21 protein-coding genes are annotated in these 19,321 nt (G+C 66.4%); 14 read left to right on the forward strand and 7 right to left on the reverse strand.

What is annotated here, in order from left to right:
- Nucleotides 1-37: 37 nt before the first annotated feature.
- Complete coding sequence (locus tag H1D24_RS03430) at nt 38-1,018, forward strand: S8 family serine peptidase (protein WP_258563762.1); 981 nt, start codon at nt 38-40, stop codon at nt 1,016-1,018.
- 46 nt (nt 1,019-1,064) lie between these two features.
- Nucleotides 1,065-1,358: a hypothetical protein gene (locus tag H1D24_RS42060; protein WP_258563763.1), complete on the forward strand. Its 294-nt coding sequence runs from the start codon at nt 1,065-1,067 to the stop codon at nt 1,356-1,358.
- Nucleotides 1,359-1,412: 54 nt separating this feature from the next.
- Here the strand turns inward: H1D24_RS42060 and H1D24_RS03435 are convergent, their stop codons facing one another.
- On the reverse strand, nt 1,413-1,688 hold the full coding sequence (locus tag H1D24_RS03435; protein WP_181655802.1) for a hypothetical protein: 276 nt from the start codon (nt 1,686-1,688) through the stop codon (nt 1,413-1,415).
- A 1-nt stretch (nt 1,689) separates the two neighbouring features.
- The gene (locus tag H1D24_RS03440) at nt 1,690-2,028 is read right to left on the reverse strand and encodes a GntR family transcriptional regulator (protein ID WP_181655803.1); all 339 of its coding nucleotides are present in this window, start codon (nt 2,026-2,028) and stop codon (nt 1,690-1,692) included.
- Nucleotides 2,029-2,181: 153 nt separating this feature from the next.
- Here H1D24_RS03440 and H1D24_RS03445 point away from each other — a divergent pair, with 153 nt between their 5' ends.
- The gene (locus tag H1D24_RS03445; protein WP_181655804.1) at nt 2,182-2,532 is read left to right on the forward strand and encodes a hypothetical protein; all 351 of its coding nucleotides are present in this window, start codon (nt 2,182-2,184) and stop codon (nt 2,530-2,532) included.
- Nucleotides 2,532-2,927, forward strand: coding sequence for a hypothetical protein (locus H1D24_RS03450; RefSeq protein WP_181655921.1), 396 nt, complete (start codon nt 2,532-2,534; stop codon nt 2,925-2,927). The genes H1D24_RS03445 and H1D24_RS03450 overlap by 1 nt, the downstream gene beginning before the upstream one ends.
- A 275-nt stretch (nt 2,928-3,202) precedes the next feature.
- Here the strand turns inward: H1D24_RS03450 and H1D24_RS03455 are convergent, their stop codons facing one another.
- Nucleotides 3,203-3,346, reverse strand: coding sequence for a hypothetical protein (locus H1D24_RS03455; protein ID WP_181655805.1), 144 nt, complete (start codon nt 3,344-3,346; stop codon nt 3,203-3,205).
- Between the two features lie 172 nt (nt 3,347-3,518).
- Between H1D24_RS03455 and H1D24_RS03460 the strand changes: the two genes are divergently transcribed.
- From H1D24_RS03460 to H1D24_RS03480, 5 genes are all read left to right on the forward strand, one after another.
- Nucleotides 3,519-3,911 carry a hypothetical protein gene (locus H1D24_RS03460; protein ID WP_258563764.1) on the forward strand — a complete coding sequence of 131 codons (393 nt, stop codon included), beginning with the start codon at nt 3,519-3,521 and terminating at the stop codon, nt 3,909-3,911.
- A 97-nt stretch (nt 3,912-4,008) separates the two neighbouring features.
- The gene (locus tag H1D24_RS03465; RefSeq protein ID WP_181655807.1) at nt 4,009-6,258 is read left to right on the forward strand and encodes a hypothetical protein; all 2,250 of its coding nucleotides are present in this window, start codon (nt 4,009-4,011) and stop codon (nt 6,256-6,258) included.
- 90 nt (nt 6,259-6,348) lie between these two features.
- A complete protein-coding gene (locus H1D24_RS03470) occupies nt 6,349-7,413 on the forward strand; it encodes a hypothetical protein (RefSeq protein ID WP_181655808.1) in 1,065 nt (354 codons plus the stop codon).
- A 331-nt stretch (nt 7,414-7,744) separates the two neighbouring features.
- Complete coding sequence (locus H1D24_RS03475; protein WP_181655809.1) at nt 7,745-8,890, forward strand: hypothetical protein; 1,146 nt, start codon at nt 7,745-7,747, stop codon at nt 8,888-8,890.
- Nucleotides 8,891-8,919: 29 nt separating this feature from the next.
- Nucleotides 8,920-10,002 (forward strand): hypothetical protein, encoded by a 1,083-nt coding sequence (locus H1D24_RS03480; RefSeq protein WP_181655810.1) that lies wholly within the window; start codon nt 8,920-8,922, stop codon nt 10,000-10,002.
- A 208-nt stretch (nt 10,003-10,210) separates the two neighbouring features.
- On the opposite strand, the gene H1D24_RS03485 is transcribed toward H1D24_RS03480, so the two are convergent.
- The 4 genes from H1D24_RS03485 to H1D24_RS03495 form a co-directional block, all read right to left on the reverse strand.
- Nucleotides 10,211-10,675, reverse strand: coding sequence for a hypothetical protein (locus tag H1D24_RS03485; protein WP_181655811.1), 465 nt, complete (start codon nt 10,673-10,675; stop codon nt 10,211-10,213).
- A gap of 500 nt (nt 10,676-11,175) precedes the next feature.
- On the reverse strand, nt 11,176-11,688 hold the full coding sequence (locus H1D24_RS03490) for a hypothetical protein (protein ID WP_181655812.1): 513 nt from the start codon (nt 11,686-11,688) through the stop codon (nt 11,176-11,178).
- A gap of 60 nt (nt 11,689-11,748) precedes the next feature.
- Complete coding sequence (locus tag H1D24_RS42065; protein ID WP_258563765.1) at nt 11,749-11,883, reverse strand: hypothetical protein; 135 nt, start codon at nt 11,881-11,883, stop codon at nt 11,749-11,751.
- A gap of 53 nt (nt 11,884-11,936) precedes the next feature.
- Complete coding sequence (locus H1D24_RS03495; protein ID WP_181655813.1) at nt 11,937-12,560, reverse strand: hypothetical protein; 624 nt, start codon at nt 12,558-12,560, stop codon at nt 11,937-11,939.
- Between the two features lie 999 nt (nt 12,561-13,559).
- Between H1D24_RS03495 and H1D24_RS03500 the strand changes: the two genes are divergently transcribed.
- From H1D24_RS03500 to H1D24_RS03520, 5 genes are all read left to right on the forward strand, one after another.
- Nucleotides 13,560-14,267, forward strand: coding sequence for a hypothetical protein (locus H1D24_RS03500; protein WP_258563767.1), 708 nt, complete (start codon nt 13,560-13,562; stop codon nt 14,265-14,267).
- Nucleotides 14,264-14,941, forward strand: coding sequence for a hypothetical protein (locus tag H1D24_RS03505; RefSeq protein ID WP_181655814.1), 678 nt, complete (start codon nt 14,264-14,266; stop codon nt 14,939-14,941). Before H1D24_RS03500 ends, H1D24_RS03505 begins: the two co-directional genes overlap by 4 nt.
- An 897-nt stretch (nt 14,942-15,838) precedes the next feature.
- Nucleotides 15,839-17,284, forward strand: coding sequence for a hypothetical protein (locus tag H1D24_RS03510; RefSeq protein WP_309484186.1), 1,446 nt, complete (start codon nt 15,839-15,841; stop codon nt 17,282-17,284).
- 341 nt (nt 17,285-17,625) lie between these two features.
- On the forward strand, nt 17,626-17,922 hold the full coding sequence (locus H1D24_RS03515) for a hypothetical protein (RefSeq protein WP_181655815.1): 297 nt from the start codon (nt 17,626-17,628) through the stop codon (nt 17,920-17,922).
- 17 nt (nt 17,923-17,939) lie between these two features.
- Nucleotides 17,940-19,265: a PPC domain-containing protein gene (locus tag H1D24_RS03520; protein ID WP_181655816.1), complete on the forward strand. Its 1,326-nt coding sequence runs from the start codon at nt 17,940-17,942 to the stop codon at nt 19,263-19,265.
- Nucleotides 19,266-19,321: the final 56 nt, after the last annotated feature.

The following is a 19,321-nucleotide window of genomic DNA, read 5'->3' on the forward strand; positions in this document are numbered from 1 at the left end:
GGCCACGCCCACGTTCAGTACGGGACGGGAAGACGGAATGGCCTTCACGCGAACGGTGCGTGCCCTGGGCGCCACGGCACTGACTGGCGCGCTGATCCTTGTGGCAGCTCCTGCTGCTTCTGCCGATCAGACCAGACGTGACCAGTGGGTGCTGCAAGCACTGCAGGCCGAGTCCGTCTGGAAGTTCTCGAAGGGCAAGGGCGTCACGGTTGCTGTCATTGATAGCGGAGTGAATGCCGAGCATGTGGATCTGAAGAACAATGTGCTCAAGGGTAAAGACTTCGAGGACGGCGATGATGACTCTACTCCGTCGGCGGGGGATTCCAAGCCCACCCACGGCACGGGGATGGCCTCGTTGATTGCTGGGCACGGGCATGGTCCAGGCTCTGTGGATGGCGTCATGGGGCTTGCGCCAGAAGCCAAGATCCTGCCTATTCGGGAGGGCAACGCTGGGTATGCGGATGAGATCCGCTATGCCGTGGACCAGGGTGCTTCAATCATCAACATGTCTGTCTCTGTCGACCAGGACTTCCCGGAAGACCGTGATGCCGTGGCCTACGCGCTCAAGCACGACGTCTTGATCGTGGTGGCGTCTGGAAACGAGGGCAGAGCTAACAGTATCGAATTCCCTGGAGAGTATCCCGGCGTTCTGACGGTGGGTGGTGTGGACAGCAGAGGGACCATTTGGGAAAACTCCAACTATGGTCCCGAAGTTCTGCTGACGGCTCCCGCTACTCGCGTTGTGAGTGCAGGATGGCCTGGTAATGAACTCCGTATTGGAGACGGAACTTCAGACTCTGCTGCATACACGTCTGCAGCGGCGGCGTTGCTCCGTGCGAAGTTTCCTGACCTGACAGCAGGTCAGATCACAAATCGCCTCGTTAAGACCGCAGTACTGCCCGATTCCGCCAGGGGAATTTCTCTTCCTGATGAGAAGTATGGCTACGGAGCCATCAGGCCGCTGGCTGCGCTGACAGAGGACATCCCTGCAGGAACCAAGTACGAACGGACCGTTTAAGGTATCGGATGAGCAGCCGAATAAGCAGCCGGAAATCGAGCTCGGCATGTCCGATGCCGAGCAGGAGAAGGCGGACCAGAAGGCTCTGATCATCTGGTCCGTGATCGGTCTCGTGGGACTTGCCGTCATCGGCTTGATCGTTCTCTTGATCGTCAAGAAAGCCAAGCGCAAGGGGGGCAACAGTGGCGGCCCCGGTGGTCCCGTCGTCTACCCCCAGTACGGCCAGCAGCCCTTCCCGCCGCAGCAGAATCCGTACCAGCAGCAGCCCTTGCCGCCGCAGCAGAATCCGTACCAGCAGCAGCCCACCCCGCCTCACAGCCAGTGGTCGCCCCAGCAGTAGGCAAAGCGCATCCTGAGCCCGGCGGTGTAAAGCACCTCCGACTGCGGCGGCAGGCTACAGCCGCAGGAGGCGCTGGCTGTCCAGGACGGGGGCGCTGGCACCGGCACCGGCAAGGGCGCATGGTGGGTCTTCGAACTTGAGTGGTGCATGCACCAGCGGCAGCGCGGTCTTGGTTGTTGCTCGGGACAGCGATTGGCAGATCTGGGCCAGCTCCGGCGGCTGCGGCCAAGCCTTACCGAGATCGCAGTGGCCCAGATCTGCCAATCCTGCGGCGGCTTCACCGATCAACTTTGAAGACCCCGCATGGTCCGTCACCACGCGGCTGGACACGTCATACCCTGTCCAGCCCATCCTCGTCGGCCTGGTCCTCGCCGGACGCGTTCGGCGGCTCCGCCTCGGACGGCTTCTGCTCGATGACGAATGAGCCCTTCCCTACAACGGTCCGCACAATGCCCAGTTCCGCCAGGAGGACCAGGGTCTTCCGGGCGGTGCCGCGGGCAACTCCGAATTCCTGGACTAGGCGGTCCACGCCCGGCACGGCACGCCGTGGGGGGTAGTCGCCGCGCTTGATGCGGGCCACCAGGACAGCCGCAAGTTGCAGATAGACGGGGTCCGGTGCGTCCCGGTCCAGCTCGTCATCGGGACCGTACCCCTCGGGGATCTCAGTCATGGTCGGAACCTACGAGGGCAGGGGAAGCCTGATTAATCCGTGTCATGCCATGGCATGGCATGACCAGGTGCCTGTATCGTCGCCCACAACAAGGACCCCCGCGACCGCTGCAACGGCCCGGGGGCGTGGCCACCGCTTATAGGGAGCGATGACATGACAGACCTTATCCGTGCCCTCACCGACCTATGGAAGGTGGTGTTCGGCCCACGTCCGCAGGGCCGTCACCGCGCCGACCGGGCGACCGCCGTGCCGCCGTTGCTCGCCCCTCCGATCCCTCCGGCGCCTCCGGCCTGGCCCAGGTCGCCGAGGCCGAGGAGCCCGTACGGGATCGACGAGCCGCTGAACGGCCACGAAACGGCCCTGGTCCGTCCCTATCTCGTCGCCCACGAGGAGCGGGAGCAGCTGCGGGAGAGGCGGCTGGCGCTGCTGCTGGCGCTCGATGGGTTCGACGTCGGCCCGGACGTGATCCACGGGGTGCGCGTCGGGGTGGGAGTGGCCGCCTGATGCACGACGTCCCGCACCGCAGCATCACCGACCGCGAATGGGCAGCCCCCGGCGACAAGTGCGACCCGAGGGACACGTACGACCTAGGCGGCCCGTGCGACGGGTGCGGCTCACCCCACGGCCCCCACGCGACCGTCACCGACGCCGCCACCGGCCGGCACCAACAGCTCTGCCAGCAGTGCGCCCGCAGCAGTCGACCTGCCGCACGTCGGCCTCTGCGGATGTGTGTGCGCTGCGACGTGCTCACGGACGCTCCGGTCCTCGTCTCCGAGGTGCACCAGGCGAGCGGCCCCGGCTGGAACGTGTACGCCTGCCCCGGCTGCGCTCCCCACTTCCCGCCTCTGCCGGACGTACTCGACCTCTTCCCATCCCGCAGCGAGGAGGGCGAGCGGTGAAGGCCGGGACCCAACGGAAGCCAACACGCTGGGGGCGTCCCGTGCATGGCCCTGCGCATCTACCGCGTCGGCGTTGAGGGCACCGGCACCGGCGAACGCCAGGTGAGCGTCATGGACTCCGCGGACCTGGAGTTCATGACGTGGCCTGGGGCCTTCGGCCCGAGTGGGGCCGCGCCATCTGGGAGAGACGGCGAGCCCCGGGGTTCCACTGATTCCGTCCGTCACTCTTCAACTCCGCTGCCCATCCGTCTGATGCCGCGATAGCCATGGCACGGTCAGGCAGCGACAGGTGCGAATTCGAGTTGCTCGGCCAGCGGTACCACCACCGGGCGCATCAGCTCGTCGAGCAGCCGCTGAGTGGTGGGCCACCCGGGGGAAGATCCGGTATCTTCTGCCGTGATTGGCATGTCCTTGCTCACGTGGCCGAGCGCGGCGCTCGGTCGGCGGGAGCACCGTCACGCCGTACGGATGAGACGAACACCCCCGTAGGCAAGTGCGCGAGGCGGGCATGCCAGCCACTGTTGTCAACGGGGATGGGACAAAGGGATGAGCACTCCCTTCGATGCGCCACAGCACAGCGGAACCGCTCAGATGCGGTTGAACTCCCTACCCGCGGAAGGCGGCGGCGGTGGGGGCGCCGGCGGGACGGCCAAAGTCGACACCCAGCGGCTGGACGAGGCCGCCAATGCTCTGGTCGAACTGCGCGGTGACACCGAGAACGTCGACAACGCCGCCGACGAGGACACCATGAGCGCCGTCATGGGCCTGAACAAGCACACCGCTCCGGGCCTTCCCGAGGCGGGCTCCTGGGCCACCGCCGGCTCCCTGATGACCATGGACGTCCGTTGGGGCTCCCAGGTCATGAATCTCAAGCGCATGCTGCAGGACATCAGCGACAAGCTCCACACAACCACCGGCCACTACACCCGCACCGAGCAGGAGGAGCAGGCGCGTCAGCGCGCGATCAACTCTCCCTTCGGATAAGCCGGGCCCTGGGCCGGAACACTGCCCGGGACAGACCGCAAGGCCGGGCCAGAACCAACCTCATCCCCGTCCACGGGACGGATAGGAGCTGTCGCACGTGGTGTCCATCCCCTACCTCGACAAGGCCGACCTCGGCCCGCTGGCTGATGCCGCCGCTTCCTGGAAGGCGCTGCCGGGCAAGTACGAGGCGCTGCAGCGCGAGTTCGAGCAGCGTGTCATCAACCACCTCAAGGGCCACTGGGAGGGTGACGCGGCCGAAGCGGCCTTTGCCACCATGGCCAAGGCCCGCACGGAGTACGAGAACGCCGCCACCGAGGCAGGCCGTATAGGCAAGCTGCTGCAGGATGCCCACAGCGAGTTCGGCACCTGCCAGAAGCAGCTCCGCGCCCTCCTCGACGAGGCCCGCAACGACAAGTTCCACGTATCCGAGAACGGCAGGGTCGAGGACGTCGACCCGCGGCAGGACAGCCCAACTGCCTCCGGAACGCCGGGCTTCGCCACCGAGCGCAAGGAGAAGCTGGACTCGCTGGTATCCCGTCTGGAGCGGATCCTCGAACTGGCCACCGCCGCCGACGAAGCCGCCAGCGCCGCCCTGGAACGCGACGCCAACGGCGACAGCCAGTCCTTCAACACCAGCGTCTACACCAGTCTCGACGCCGTCGAAGCCGACCAGGCATCCGACCTGATGAGGAAGAAGGGGCGTCTCACCGACGCAGAGATCACCAAGCTCAACCTGCTCCTCTCCGCCAACAAGGGCGACCCGGAGTTCTCCCGCGACTTCGCGGTCAAGACCGGTGCGGAGAATGTGCTGAGCAAGTACAACGAGCTCATGACCCCGCCGGCCGGGACCACGCTTTCCAAGGAGCAACTGGCCCAGCTCAAGGAACTCAAGGCGAACCTGGGCACCACCATCGGCACGGCGACCACGTCGGACGACCACCTTAAGGGTGGAAAATCCGACCGGGAGATCACCAAGTTCCAGAACGAGCTGCTCGCGGCGGGCCAGCGCGAGTTCAACGCCAATCCCACCGAGACCCCCTATGGCCTCAACGGCTACCAGCTCACCAGCAGCCTGATGAGCGAGGGTAAATGGGACAAGGAATTCCTCCAGGACTACGGCGGCGCTCTCATCACCGCCGAGAAGAACGGTGCCAACGCGGGCCAGAACCCCGACGCCTACTGGGGCGGCGGGCGCACTCTGGGGTCGACCAACATCGGCGCGCTCGACCCCATGACGGGCTTCATGGACGCCCTGGGCCACAACCCGGCAGCCTCCACCGAGTTCTTCACCTCAGAGTCCACGGTCAACGGCGAAAAGGTCGACCACCTCGACTACCTGATGAAGGACCGGCACTGGCCCGAAGGAGGCGCCTACACGGGCGACTCCAAGAACCCCAGTGGCTACAACAACCTCGGCCACGCCCTGGAATCCGCCACTACCGGCCACGCGTACGACACCAGCCCCTCGGCGGACACCCCGGCCCACAACGCGAAGCAGGCCGGTCTCATGGAGGAGATCGTCAAGGCCGTTTCGCTGGACGAGGAGCTGGCCCGTGACGGGATGCAGGACAGCCTCGGGCGGATGGCCGGCGAGTACATGCCGGACATTCACCAGTCTCTGACGATGGACCAATCCGACAACGGCGACGGGCAAGGAAATAAGGATCGGATCTATCCGATCGCGGGCACTGCGGCGCTCTTTGGGGAGCAGGACGTTTCTCGCTTCCTCATGACCGTCGGGCAGGACCCGGATGGCTATGCGGCGATCAACCTCGGCGAAAGCGCCTACACATCCAACCTCATCGACTATCACCTTCAGAACCCTGATGCCTTCAAAGGTTCCACGGACACCGCGCTGCGAGAAATTGCCAGGACTTCCGGGGAGGTCCAGGGAAGCATCGCGATCGGCAGGCGGGAGTCGGAGATCGGCGATGCTGTGGAAGCCGACAAGGCGTACAACGACGCCATGGGACGTGCTGGCAGCTATGCGTCAGGGATCGTGGGAACTGGCATTGGCGTCGGCACTTCCTTCATCGCCACGCCGGCTGTCGGTGCCGGAGTCGGCGGCCTTGCCACCACGGTCACGGGGGATCTCATCAACCAGATCGTCAAGGGCTCTGAGCGGGACACTATGGGCAACGCAGTGTATTCAAGTGGCGCGGATTGGGAGGACGCAAAGTACTCCACTGCGGCGGTCCTGCAGGATGCCTACCGAAATTCTGCGGAAGCGCAGGGGCTGGGCGGTGTTGCCGACTACCAGAATATCTTGGCCAACGAGGTCGAGCTGGGTTTCCATTCTGCCGAGAGCAACTTGGACGGCTACGGCCAGGACAAGAGGGCAAGGTAGGGCTGATCACGGAGTCTGGGGCGGCCCGACTTTCAGGCGGCGGTGCATCCAGGTTCGGTCTTTTCGTAACGCAGACAGGGATTGCGGATAATGAAGTGGGACTATCGGGCTCTGCTCCGAGGGAACGTGAAGCGCCGGCTGATCGGATCCGCCGTGACGCTCGCCGTGCTGGGGGCCGGGGCTTACGGATTTCAGCTGCAGTACCCTGCCGCAAACACCGGACGGGCGTGCAGTGGAATGCTTCCGGTCGACTCGGTGCTTGACCTTGCAGGAAAGTCGCGACTCTACCTGCTCGGTCTAGGGTTTGACGTCTCCAGTTGGCAATTTGATGTTTCGGACGATGTGACGGAGCCGCCCGGTCTGGCGACAAGGTGTATCGTCGACGGCGTTGAGATATCCATCGAAACCACGGTCGGCGTCCACAATCCATACGCTTCCTATACCTTCCAGCGCGACCAGGAGTCCTTTCCCGTACCTTTGAACGCGGGTTGGCAGGGTTTCATAGTCACCGAAAAGCTTGACCAAGCCACCGCGTCGGTGCTTCTCAGTTGTAAGAACTGGGAATCGAAAGACGGCAGTGGAATATTCGTAACGGCCGGTTCGCCCTACGACGCCGAGGTCACGGAGGACGTACGCCTGAAGCTTGCCCGTGTGGTCACCGGGACAGCACAGCGCGCGGCAGAAAAGACCGGCTGCGTTACGGAACCGGGAGACGCGAGCAAGCTCACCGCTCCAGATGCCGACGCCAGGACCGTGGCGGCCGACGATGCCACGGGGACCTGCAAGGGGATGACCTCCGCGTCGACGGTGCGGGAAACCGCTGCCGAGGCTTCACCGGTGGAAGAATGTCTACTAACCGGCAGTCTGCAACTGACCGCCAAATACGGCCCCTTCAGCGATGCTTCTGACGCGATCGTCAACGGCAAATATGGCGGTCACGACACCCCCGCGGGTGTCGACAGCTCCACGGCCTGGACGTCAGCCACATGTCAGGGTGCCCTGGGTATCGGCTACTACCATGCTTCGCCAGTCGAGACGAGTGACCGCGAGTTCACATCGCGCCCCCTCACCAAGAGCGAGCGGGCGGATCTACAGCGCTTCGCCGAGCAGTCGGCCGCCCGCCACGGATGCGACAGCCCGGCCGCACTTCCCTAGCGAGCCAGGAGTCGTAGGGAAATCGCGGGGGCGGGTGCCGGTGCGTATCCCGACAGCCATCGACCGCATGGACTGGGGCCCGCTGATCTGCTTTTCGGCGGCAGGGTGCTCGTGGCAGCTTCGGCGCTCATGAGTCCTACCTTTCGAAACCGTTGGTGACTTGAAACCACCGGCATTACTGGGGGATTGCTTCGTGTGCCGAATGCCACGGCGGTCGCGCAAACCGCTGGTCATAGGCCTGCCGCTCGTGTTGCTCCTCAGCGGGGCAGTTGTTGTCTTCCGCGGCACTGGCGATTCGGGCGGCGGCCATGCGGCAGCGAATCGGGCGCAGTTGAAGCGTGCCTGCACCGGGTTGCTGCCGTACGAGGAACTCAGCAGCCTCGTACCCGACGACGTCGAGGGCGAAGTGAGCCAGTACGGCACCGTGCTGGAGCCCGACGAGGAGAGCCGTTCCCTGGTGAACTGTGCCGTGACGTGGCCGGGGCACGGGTCGGTGCGGGTGCGTGCCGTTCCTCTTGTCTCCCCGATGCCGATGACGGTGAAGGCCGAGGACATCATGCCCGGCGGTTACACCGACGGGTACGAGGCGCCCGGGCTCACCGGCAGGGTCGATGAGGACGGGCGGCCGTGGATCGTCGCCGAATGTGCCGGCGGGCTCGACGGCCAGGTACGCGAGGTGTCCGCGATGTATGTCACCGCGGATGTCGATCTGCCCGTTCCCGGCAAGGGGAAGCGAGCCGAGTACCTCGCGGACTTCCGCACCGCCGTCCAGGTCGCCAACGGGATCACTGCGAAGCAGGACTGCGGTGGCACCCCGCTGGCCAGGCCCACGCGGGTCATCGACACCTACGAGGAGTACACAGTCGCGGACCCGGACAGCATCGACGGCGAGACCGTGCGAGTGGACGAGCCGGGCCTGGGCATGAGGAAGTGCCGTGGGCTCGCCGAACGCGCGGGCTTGCCCGGGAGTTGGGCCGCCAGCGGTGACCTGCAGGACTCCCGGCTGCTCAGTGTGTGCACCGCCATGGCCGTAGACCCCGAAAGCCCGACGGAGATCGATCCGGTGCTGGAGGACGGCGCGGTCGCCGATGTCTCCGCGGCGAGTTGGGCCGGACCGCTCAGCCGGTCCGCCGTCGACCAGTACGACACCACAGGCGACGTCTTCGACTTCTCGGCAGAACGGCGTACGACGAACATCCCGGACGGCGATCATCGGGTCGAGCTCGCCCTGTGGGCCAGGTCGACATGTACCGCAGGCAGCACCTACCACCGTGTCACCGTGGGCATGAACATCGACTTCTATGACTACGACGAGCAGGATGACTACGAGCGCACGCTCACCGAAGCGGAGCGGACCCGGTACTCCCGTAACGCCCGCAAGCTCATGGACAGCTACCTCACCCACCCCGGCGGCTGGCCCCGGCAGCAGCGGTGCCATGACACCGAGATCCTCGGAGAGGTGGAGGGATGGCGGTGAGGCGGATCATTCTTTGGGCGGTAACCGCCTTGACGGCTACGGCCGTTGCCGTCGTCGGATATCTGGAACTGCACGGAGACTTCCAGCGCTGGAGGGACGAGTCGGCGCTCGACAGCGCCTGCAACGGCCTCCTCGACCGGAACGTGGTGCGCGACGTCCTCGGTCCGGGATCGGTCGAGGTCGAGAACGACGAGAACGAAGAGCGCGCTGACAGGGGCCTGGTGGGCTGCGAGGTGCACGTCGACGGTGGCGGCACCGCTGAAGTCCGTATCCTCGACACCTCCTACGCCGGTCAGAGCCTGGACTCCCTCTACACGGGTCCGCCCGGAGCGGAGCTCTCCGTACCGGTTGGCCATGGATGGGCGGGGCTCTTCGGGGCGAAACCGAAGTACTCGAGCGACTTGAGCGACTCCTTCAGTGCGGACGAGGACGTGACCGTGAGTCTGGTCCTCGAGTGCGCCGAGGCCAGCAGCGTGAAGGGCCTGTCCGTCACCGTCGAGACCACGCTCGACAAGACGATCGACAACCCGGCGAACAGGCCGGAGTTCGCCAGGATCGCCACTTCCACCGCGGCGAAGGTGTCGAAGACCCGGCACTGCGGAGCCGAGCTCGGAAGGCCCGTACGCAGTCTCGGCCTGCCGGTGAACGAGGACGAGTACGAACCGCTCGGCACGGCGGGCGGGACGTGCTCCGGCATTCCCACCGCACCGGGTGTGTCCATCGCCACCGAGACCGACCGCGGGGGAGCGCCGTACGAGATCTGCCGGCTGGCTGACGCAGACCTCAGTACGCGCTACGTACTGGAAGCCGAGTTCGGTCCTTACGCGGAAGAGGCGTTTGTCGACTACCAGGAGCACGATTACGGAGCGGAGGACCTGCCGTCGCCTGACATCCCCGCCCACCATCGCGATGGCGGCGGCCGGGTCAGCTGGACGACGGCCAAGTGCTCCGACGGCCGTGCCCTGTTCACACTGCAGGTCGCCGCCGGGCAGGACGGCGGTCGCAAGAACACCGTGAGCGATCCGGGTCTCGCTTACGAACGCGCCGCACTCAGGGCTTTCGCCGAGCGCTCGGCAAAAGCCCACGGCTGTTCTGCTCCGGTGACGCCTTGACGATGCTTTCCCGGCGCCGCTGTGGTTCTGGCCGCGCGGGAAGCGAACCAGAACTCGTGCAGCTGCTGACTTGCCGAACAGACTTCCGCTCTACGTTCACCTGGACCGAGTCGGACCGGCGGCCTACGTCACTCGGAGCACGGCCTGGGGGGAAACGGGCCGGCGGAAACGCCAAGCCCGTGCCCCGGGCCGACTCAACATCTCGTCCTCATCCCGGGTAGGGAACCGCGTCGAGGTGGCTCAGCCGGACCGGGAACGCCTCCGGCATACGACGCCAGCCTTGACCCATGAACCGGACCGAGCACCACGAACCATCGACGAAGCCGATCTCGTGGTTGCCGCCCACCACGTCGCTTCGGTCACGGATCCAGGTCACGTTGCGAAGGTCCGTGGCCCACCCGGCCTCGACCGCACCGCGCCCGCCTGTGAGGGAACCCGCGCAGGACACGTACGCGAGCTGGAGGTGGTGGCTGGTGACCTGCATGACCACATACGCGCCGTTCTCGGTCCGGGGCGTGATGGCGCGCGCCAAGTGGCCGGCCATGCTGTTCCAGCCGCCGTGGAACGGCTTGCCCGGCTTCTTGGTCTCACGCCAGAAGACGGCCTCGAAGAACGCCTCGAACGGGTTCCAGGTGATGGAAATGAGGTTCGCGACCCCGTGCACTGGGAGCATGCACCAGCTCCAGAGCGTTCGGCGTTCTGATCGGAGGCCGCGTGGGCGGCGGAAATAGCCGGGCTTCGGTGCGCGAGCCGCCAGTGCGACCCGGTGCTCACCTCGCAGTACCTCTCCGGCGGGTACCACCGCCCTCGCCCGTTCGACGGACTCCCGGTTCCGGTCCGTGCCGCTCACCCGAAAACTTCCCTCACTGTCTTGCCTGCGTGCGAAGGCTGCGTGTCCGTGCGCTCGTCGAGACGCTGTGGATCGGGGCGCTGATGATACTCGTAACGCTCCTCCGGCACCCGGGGCCCGTCTTCCAGTGTGTCGATGCTTGACGGATTGGCGATGCCCAGCCCCTCACGAGCGGACGTGCTGGGTTGCGGTTTCCCGCCAGTTGGTCGTCGACTTCTTCCTTGACCGAATCAATAGAAGCAGCCCCATGCCGCGAAGCTCCGGGTTCTCCACCCTCGGCCAATGAACCTCGCGCAGGCAAGCGGGTGTGGTCCCCGCCGGCCTCACAGATTGCCGGAGACCACTCCGCGCCAGGTCCAGCCCAACTTGAGGACGGCGTTCTGCAGGGGGTTGCGCAGGTCCGCGCCGTTGAAGCGGAAAGTCTCCGTCGCTTCGAGGCTGCCGCTTTCCTCGCGTCTGACCGTGTAGTGACGGGAGACGGTCCTGTCGGGCCCGCGCGAGTACGCCCCTGAGATCTTGAGCTCCGGCGGATTCCCGACCCGGGTGACCTCCCACGATTCCTCGAGGGCGCGTACCTCATGGTTCTCCGGGACCAGGCGCATCCGGATCCGGACCGCCCGGGTCAGCTGCGACTCGACGAAGATGGCCTGCCACGCGGGCTCCGCCATCCGCCACTCCGCCACCAGGTCGGCGTCCTCCGCGGCGGCGTCGCGGATGACGTACGGCACCTCGGGCCGGTTGACGCCGAGCAGGGCTGCCCGCACCTCCTCGACCGGGCGCGGCGCGACACCGTCGGCGGGGTGCTTGGTTCCGGTCAGCTTGTCGAAGAAGCCCATGAAATCAACCTATGAGGGGTCGGATTGACGGTGCAAGATCGGCCGCTTCGGCGGGACGCGCTACGAAGCCGCGCCGGTGTCCGGGCGGGCCGTGCGTACGAAGTCCTGGAAGTCGCCCAGGACATAGGCATGTTGGGACGCGCTGGCACTCAGGACCAGGCGGATCACCGCCCGCTTGCGCGGATCGGCGAGCATATGGGTGGGGCAACCAGGATGCGGCTTCTTACGGAGGTCGGCCGCCGCCCAACTCAGCGTACGGGCAAGGCGTCGACCAGGGACTTCCACCCGGCGCCCTGTGCCATCACGTCGCACCAGGACCCGTCCCTGAAGTGCCACCTCAGCGTGGCCTGCTGCTCGTTGTGGGTGTCCCAGACGGCCAGCTCCACACCGGCCAACTGCTCCCGGGGGGCGGACCAGGCAATCTCCGCCTCGTGCTCACCGACGTACAGGAGGCTGACCCGCCGCTCTCCGACGGCCAGCACGCGGTCCCCCCAGACGTACACAGCGATCCCGAGGCCCCCGGCCGCACTGTCCCATCCGCCGCCCAGTCTCTTCTCCCGCCGGCGCTTCTCCTTGCTCCGGCAGAGCCACAAGAGCCCCCGGAAGGGCATCAGGAGCAGGTCGCCGAGGAAATCCAGTGGGGCGGTGAGCCACGCGAGGAAGCCGGTCAGCCACGCCCGCATCCGTACTCCGGCGGAGGGTTGGGGGCGGCGCCCGCCGTGCGGGAGGATGCGGGAGCGCGGCCGTCGCCGTTTCGGCGGCTTGGGCACCCGGGAGTGGCGCACCACGGGCTGTAGGTGGACTACGCGGTCTCCCTCGAGCGCTGTCATCGCCACCTCCCGGAGTACGGCGTCGGTCCTGGCCTTTGTCATACGCCCCCTCCCGTTTGTCCTGTTCCGTCGATCCTGCTGCAGGTCACCCGAATGACGACGCCCTCCGGGCGGCCCTCGCGGACTGGGCCAACGGGTAGCCCAGCGCCCGCCGAGGAGTCAGGCCCGACGGCGCCTGTGTACGCCTGCCCCGACTGCGCTCCCCACTTCCCGTCCATGCCGGACGTGCTCGATCTCTTCCCCGGCCGCGGTGAGGAGGACGCGGGGTGAAGACACCGGCGCCACTGGGAGCCAACACGCTGGGGGCTTCTCGTGCATGGTCCTGCGCACCTACCGTGTCGGCATTGAGTGCACCGGCACAGGTGAATGCCAGGTGAGCGTAATGGACTCCGCGAACCTGGAGTTCATTACGCAGCCCCGGCCCTTCGGTCCAAGTGGCAGCACGGTCCGGGACGGACCGAGAGCCCCAGGGTTCCACTGATCCCGCCCGTCACTCCCCAGCGCCGGCCCGCCACTGGACCTCCGTCATGTCCGAGCCGCAACACGGGGCACGGCCGGGCGCATCCGCCACGTTCCCGAACTTGTGAGTGAGGCAATCACACGATGAGCGTTCGAGTTGGACTTCGCGGGCGCGAGCGCATGCAACTGCGCAAAGAGCCTGCTGATCGCGACCCCGCCGACTGGGACTGGCGGCAGTCGTCGATCTTGCCTGCTTGCCCCACGAGTTGCTGCCGAGCTGAAGTGTCGTCACGCCTACCCGGTTGGGACGACGCTGATGCAATTGCCAAGTGTTTGCTACGGTCGTACTGCGCGTGCGAGCGGAGTTCGGTTGTCGATCACTTTCGACGGGCGGTGTGAGAGGAACGCGACTCTCCGGTGGGCGGTAGCCCGGCCGTCATCGGCACCTGTACTCAGTCGATATTCGTCCGGTTTCGGGGGATTCATGGGACAAGGAACGAACGTCCAGACCGAAGCGTTGCGACGCTACGCCGACGCTGCCGAAGATGCGGCCGATCGTATTCGTCAGATCCGACAGCGGCTGTGGAGCGCGCTTGGGAAAGCGACGCTGCCGAGGGCTTCAGCCAGACAATGACAGAGTTCGAGCAGGCTCTCCTGGGCGAAGCCGACGACATGGTCACAATCGCGGAGTTGCTGGAAGTGGCGGCGTCGGCGTGCGAAATAGCCGAGCAGGCCATGACCGATCTTCTCGTAGAGATTGTGGAAGCGCTCATGGTGACTGCCGCGACAACTGCGATTTTGTCCCTGCTCACCGCCGGAGCCGCGGCTGCCATCGGTCCTCTGGCAGGAGCAGCGAATGTGGCGTACCGAGCCGCAAAGGCCACGAGGATTGCCGCCAAGCTGGCCGACAAGTTGGCCGATCTCGCCAGGCAGACCAGGGCTCTGGCAAGGCTGTCCAGACTCCGCCGTTATCTTCGCAGCCTCGATCGCGCGAAGATCAAGGAGTGGAAGGGGGCGAAATGGCGGATCCTGGGCAGTGTTCGCCGCGGCGAGATGCCTGAGGCCGCCGACCTTGCTCAGTACATGGCGTGGCGCCAAGGGAAGGCTATCGCCAAGGGCGTGCTCGGAGTCGATCCCGCAGGTGCTGTCACAGGTTCGGTTCTAGAGGGTTCGCCAGCCTTGGCTGAAGAGAAGTCCGAATACGCGGAGCGCCCAAAGCCTCAAAGTTTCGACGAGAGAATGAAAAGCGGAGACTTCGCGGGGAAGACAGTGAAAGAAGTATTTGGGTGAAGTTCTCGGAGGTGCTTTCCTGGTCGGGCTTCAAGACCTGGGTCTCAGGTCCCGACCATCATGCCGTCGCTCGTGAGGCCCGGGAACGGGCCGGGTCGGCTCTTCCTGCCGGGGAACGACTCGAGGATTCGCATGTCGTGGTGATCGGTGAGGGCGTGCCGGCGCCCCCGAGCCGCCTCAGGCCGGACGTGTTCCCAGGGGCCAGGTCGACGACTGATCGTTGGCTGTCCCATGCGGACAATGCCGAGCGGGTTCTGGATCGCCTGAACCCGGTGAATGCGGCGGTGGATGCGTTTGACGACCGGGGCAGCGGCAAGGGGCAGGCGATGTCCGGTGACTGGGGGAGTGTCGCGGGGCAGATGGCCTGTTCGCTGCAACCTCGCGAAGGAAGCGGTGTCGTGTCGGTCCTCGTTCTGGGGGACCACGGTCTGCACGTGGTGCACGTCCAGAAATCTCCGGACGGGCGAAAGACGGGGCCAGCGGTCCAATACGGATGGGGGGTTCCTCGTGGGCGTATTTCCTGGTGCCGGAACCGAAAGGACGTAAAACACGGCACTCATGAGATCGGATTCGATGACGGATCATGGGTGCGAATCCTTTTCCCGGTTAGCGGCTGGGGGACGCTGGCAGAAGCACTTGCCAACAGCCCTGGCGGCTCCGGCCCGGTCTCATGAGTGGCGATCGCTGAGCCGTCATCGTGATCGAGAACAGCCATCGCACCTTGCCTGTCCTATCATCAAGGGCGAAGTATGCTTCTCCGTCACCGCCCTGCCGGAGGGAGACCACCGGAGAGGTCGAGATGCCCCCGTTGTTGGACGCGAGGACTCACGGATCCTGATCAGTCCCTTGCCGCCGGTGAATCGGCCGCTGGTGTACTTCCAAAGGCGAGTCCACCTTGACCGTTCTCCGGCGACGGAGACGACGCCGGTTCCTATGTGCTGTCTCCGCCTCGCAAGCCGTCTGGCTGAGTGTGCGGGCCGCGGCGATGCCCGAACTATGCAGTGCACCACCAGACATCGGTGGTGATCGTCAGGTGTCCGTCTGCGGACAACCGCTTTACCGCGACGCCCTCGCCGCGGCGAGGGCGTCGCCCAACCAACCCGCGTCGGCCGCCAGCCTGTTGTCCGCGACGCGTATTCCATCACCACGCGGCGGAACAGATCGTGCCTTGTTGCTCATCCTCGTCGGTCCGCTTTTCGCCGGCGCTCGCTGGCTGCTCAATAACCTTCACAAACGGGACCAGTTCGATGCCTCTCAGATGGCACTCCGAGCCGTGGCCGGAGGGGTCACCGGCGGTGCCGGAAGCGCGGCCGTCCACCGAGCCACGGACGGGCGGGTCTTCTCTGAGGCGCACAGGCTCGTGGGCTATGTGGCCACCAACGCCCTATCAGCTTCGGGCTTGGCACGGGTGGCAACATCTCCAAGGACATCGACGCGGCGGTCAACGGCGACCCCAATGCGGAGAAGGAAGAGGACAGGCCCGGCGCGGCCGCCGATGCACGGAAGGATGCGAGTGAGGATGCCAAGGCCCTGCGGGATCGGCCCGACCCACAGAGGTATGGAGCGTTCGGGTGAGCAGTGAGTGGACCATGGACAAGGACAGGAACGTCGCCGGCGCGGTGACCGGTATCCGTCACCTCCCACGCTCTGGGAGGTTCGTCACCGTGGCCGCCCCGCTCGCCCTCGTGGCGCTGACTGCCGCGTGGCTCTTGCTGGGGGCCACGCCGGTGCGTGCCGCGGTCCTGTGGTGCTCGCTGGTCCTGCTCGCCGCCTGCGTGGTGATCTTGGGCGTGGCGGTGGTGGGCGGGGGCGGTCGGTCCCGCCGGGAGACCTACCGGCGGGCCGTGGAGGTCGCTTCGGTTACCTCGGGCCGTGGCGAGGGCACGGTGCCGTTGCGGCTGGGCGGCACGCGCTGGCTGTCGGCCCGCTACGCGGGCGTGCTGGTCGCCGTTCCCACGCTGTTGGCCCTCTGGGCGACCCTCGGCGCCGCCGACGGGCGGGGTTCGGGCACGAGTGCCGTGCTGGCCGAGGCGGGTGCCGTGATCGTGGAGCGTCCGATCGTGAAGATCGAGAACGAGGTCGCGGAGGGCAGCAGCCCCCGCGCCGCCGCCACGGCCGACTACACCGTCCTGCTTCCCTCGCCCACCGGGCGGGACGGCGTTCCAGCGACGTTCGAGGCGTACACCAATCGGCGCCAGGGGGTCGGCAGTGAGCTGTACGTGGCGTATGTCCCGGAGCGACCCGAGCTGGGGGCCATCGGAGACGATCGGCGCCAGGATGTGGAGCGCCAACTCGCCGGCCGGGCCGTGGAGGTCGGCGACGCGTGGGGAATCGGCGGGCTGTGGGCCTTGGTGACCCTCGCCCTGCTCGCTGGCTGGTGGAAGATCAACAGCATGCGGCGTCCCGCCCGCACCGTCGGCCCCGACTGGGAGGCGCTGCGGGTCACCGTCACCGGAGCCGGGGAGCACACCGACGCGCCGCCTCCCGGCAGTGCGGCGGCTGCCGATGAGCGCAAGCGCAAGGAGAACACCAGGAGGCTGAAGGGCCTTGTGCTGGACGGCCGCGGCCGGGAGATCCCCTTCCACTCCCAGATGGCCAGTGAACCCGCCGGGGACGCACTGTCCGGTGCGCACGGCTGGCTGCTGTGGTCTCCCCGGCAGCGCCGGGGCCGGGACGTCCTCGCCGAGCTGGTGGGTGATGACGGCTGGCAGCTGCCCGGCGCGGTCCCGGTACAGGTGGCTGAGCAGGTCGCGGAGGCCGGGCTCACCGTTCCCGCGCATCCGGACCCCGAGCGGCGGGTCCGGACGCTGGATCTTGGGGCGGGCTGGCTCGTGACGGCATCCGTGCCGGTGGTCGCGGGGTGGGCGGTGGCGCTGGGCTGCCTGGCCGCCCTGCTGTTCGTTCCGGATGGCGGTGCCTGGCGGCCGTGGACGGTCGCGGTCGGTCTGCTGGCCCCGATCGTCGGCCACATCATGCGGGGGATGGCGAGCGGCGGCGGCGGCGATCAGGCGGGGTGAACACGCCCGCGAGCGGGCCTCTCACCGGGCTACCGGTCAGAGGCCCGCTCGCTCGTTCCCGTAACAAGCGGCCCCAGCCCAGTGCTTGATCTCGCTCGGTTCACGCCGACAAGCGCAGATCAAGGCCGCCCGCGTCCCCGACCTACCGGGAGCCGGCGTTGACAGGAGGCGGCGCCACAGCGCGGCCGACGGGGAACCATCCGAGTTCCACACGCATAACTAGCCCGACAAAAGAGGAAGTTGGGGGGTGAAAACCCGGGACACCTCGCTGTCTTTCCGTAATCATGGTCGGCCGGTACACGCCACGCATCTCTGATGACCTTTGACCACGGGGAGCACTCATGGACTGGATCGCCGCAGCCGTACGCCGTAATCGCAGGAGCCTGCTCCTCATCGCTCTCGGCTCCCTGTGCCTGCTGCTGCATGGGGTGGTCTTCGCCCAGCTCGACACCAGCGTGCCCATGTCCAGCTTCGAGGACCCGCTGAACATCGACTTCAGTCAACTGCAGGAGCAGACCGACACCTGGACCCGGATCATGGGCGTCTCGACCCTGCTGCCCATGCTCGGACAGGCGCTCCTCATTGCCGGCCTGCTCGGATGGGTGCTCAAGCAGTCCCAGAGCAGCGACCGCGACTGAAGGGGGGCTGCGCGTCCGTGGAGTTGTTCTTCGGTTGGCTCGGTGTCGTCCTCTCCGCAATCGGTATCGCCGTCGGCGCCCGCGTCGCGTTCGTCATCCACCGACGGGAGACGACCAAGCGCCTCGGCTATCGCGTGGTGGCCCATACCCCCCTGGTCTCGCAGGGTGCCGGCTCTCTGGAGCTGCTGACCATTCGCTACGGTGATCGCCGCCTGGACGACGCCCGGCTTGTCGTTCTTCAGATCAGCAATCCTGGCAGTGCGGCGGTCCAGCCGGGGGACTTCCAGAACGACCTGCGCGTCTCCCTGGAAGGTGGCGCCCACGTCGTGTCCGTGGTGGGAGCCACCATCGGTCCGGGGCAGGGCGCCAACCCGCCCTCCGTCACCTTGTCAGAGGGTGGCGAGCTCAAGGTCTCTCCTCTGCTGCTCAATCCCGGCGATTTCGTCGAGCTGCAGGTGCTGCTGGACGGCGTCTTCACCGGGGTACGCGTCGTGGGGCATCTGGCCGACGTCAGATCGATCGAGGAACTGAGCGGTCGCGAAGCACCCGACCGCGCCCGGATCTCCCTTTCCCCCTACGGGATCCTGTTGGGGGTGCTGCTGCTCGCCATTCTGGTCACCGTCATCTGGTTGACGACGTCCCTGTTCCCGGATGAGAAACGCAACCCGGAACCACCGCACCAGAAGTTCTCTGTAGCGCTGGGCGACACCATCGGGCAGGACACTCCCGGGAAAGGGGCGGGCACGATCGAGGAATCGGGTGCGGTCGACACCTACACCTTCTCCGCGAAGACGGATCAGCGCATCTACATCCAGCGACTGGACTGCGACAACTCCTACAGCGTGCAACTGCAGTTGTTGCGCCCTGGCGGTAAGCCGGTGCCCAACTTCGACGGGTACGTGTACAGCTGTTTCTCCGGCAGCAACGCCGTGACTCTGCCGGAGACGGGTCAGTACACCTTGCGGATCGGTGGCGGGCCCGTCGGCGGCTCGCCTGGAACGTACGGTTTCAAGCTGTGGGCGTCGCCGATCGAGCGCCACACAACGCCGATGCAAAGCCCGATCGAGGGGGACATCGAAGCGCCGCGCAGCCAGGACTCGTACGCCTTCCACGTGGACGAGGGGGAGGAGATCCGCTTCGATGTGGAACCCGAGAGCGGACTGGGCCTGAGGTGGAGCCTGCGCGGGCCGAAGGAGACGGTTGTCGATGACGGGGTGCTTTTCGGGCCGACGATCGGCCCATTCACGTTCGATACCAAAGGCGAGTACACCTTGACCATCTCCGGCGACGGAGACGACGCCGGTTCCTATGTGTTGTCTCCGCATCGCAAACCGTCTGGCTGAGTGTGCGGGGAGCCGCGGCGGTGCCTGAACTGCGTGTTGGTACCGGACGGCCCGGG

The organism is Streptomyces himalayensis subsp. himalayensis (assembly GCF_013778455.1).
Classification (GTDB): domain Bacteria; phylum Actinomycetota; class Actinomycetes; order Streptomycetales; family Streptomycetaceae; genus Streptomyces; species Streptomyces himalayensis.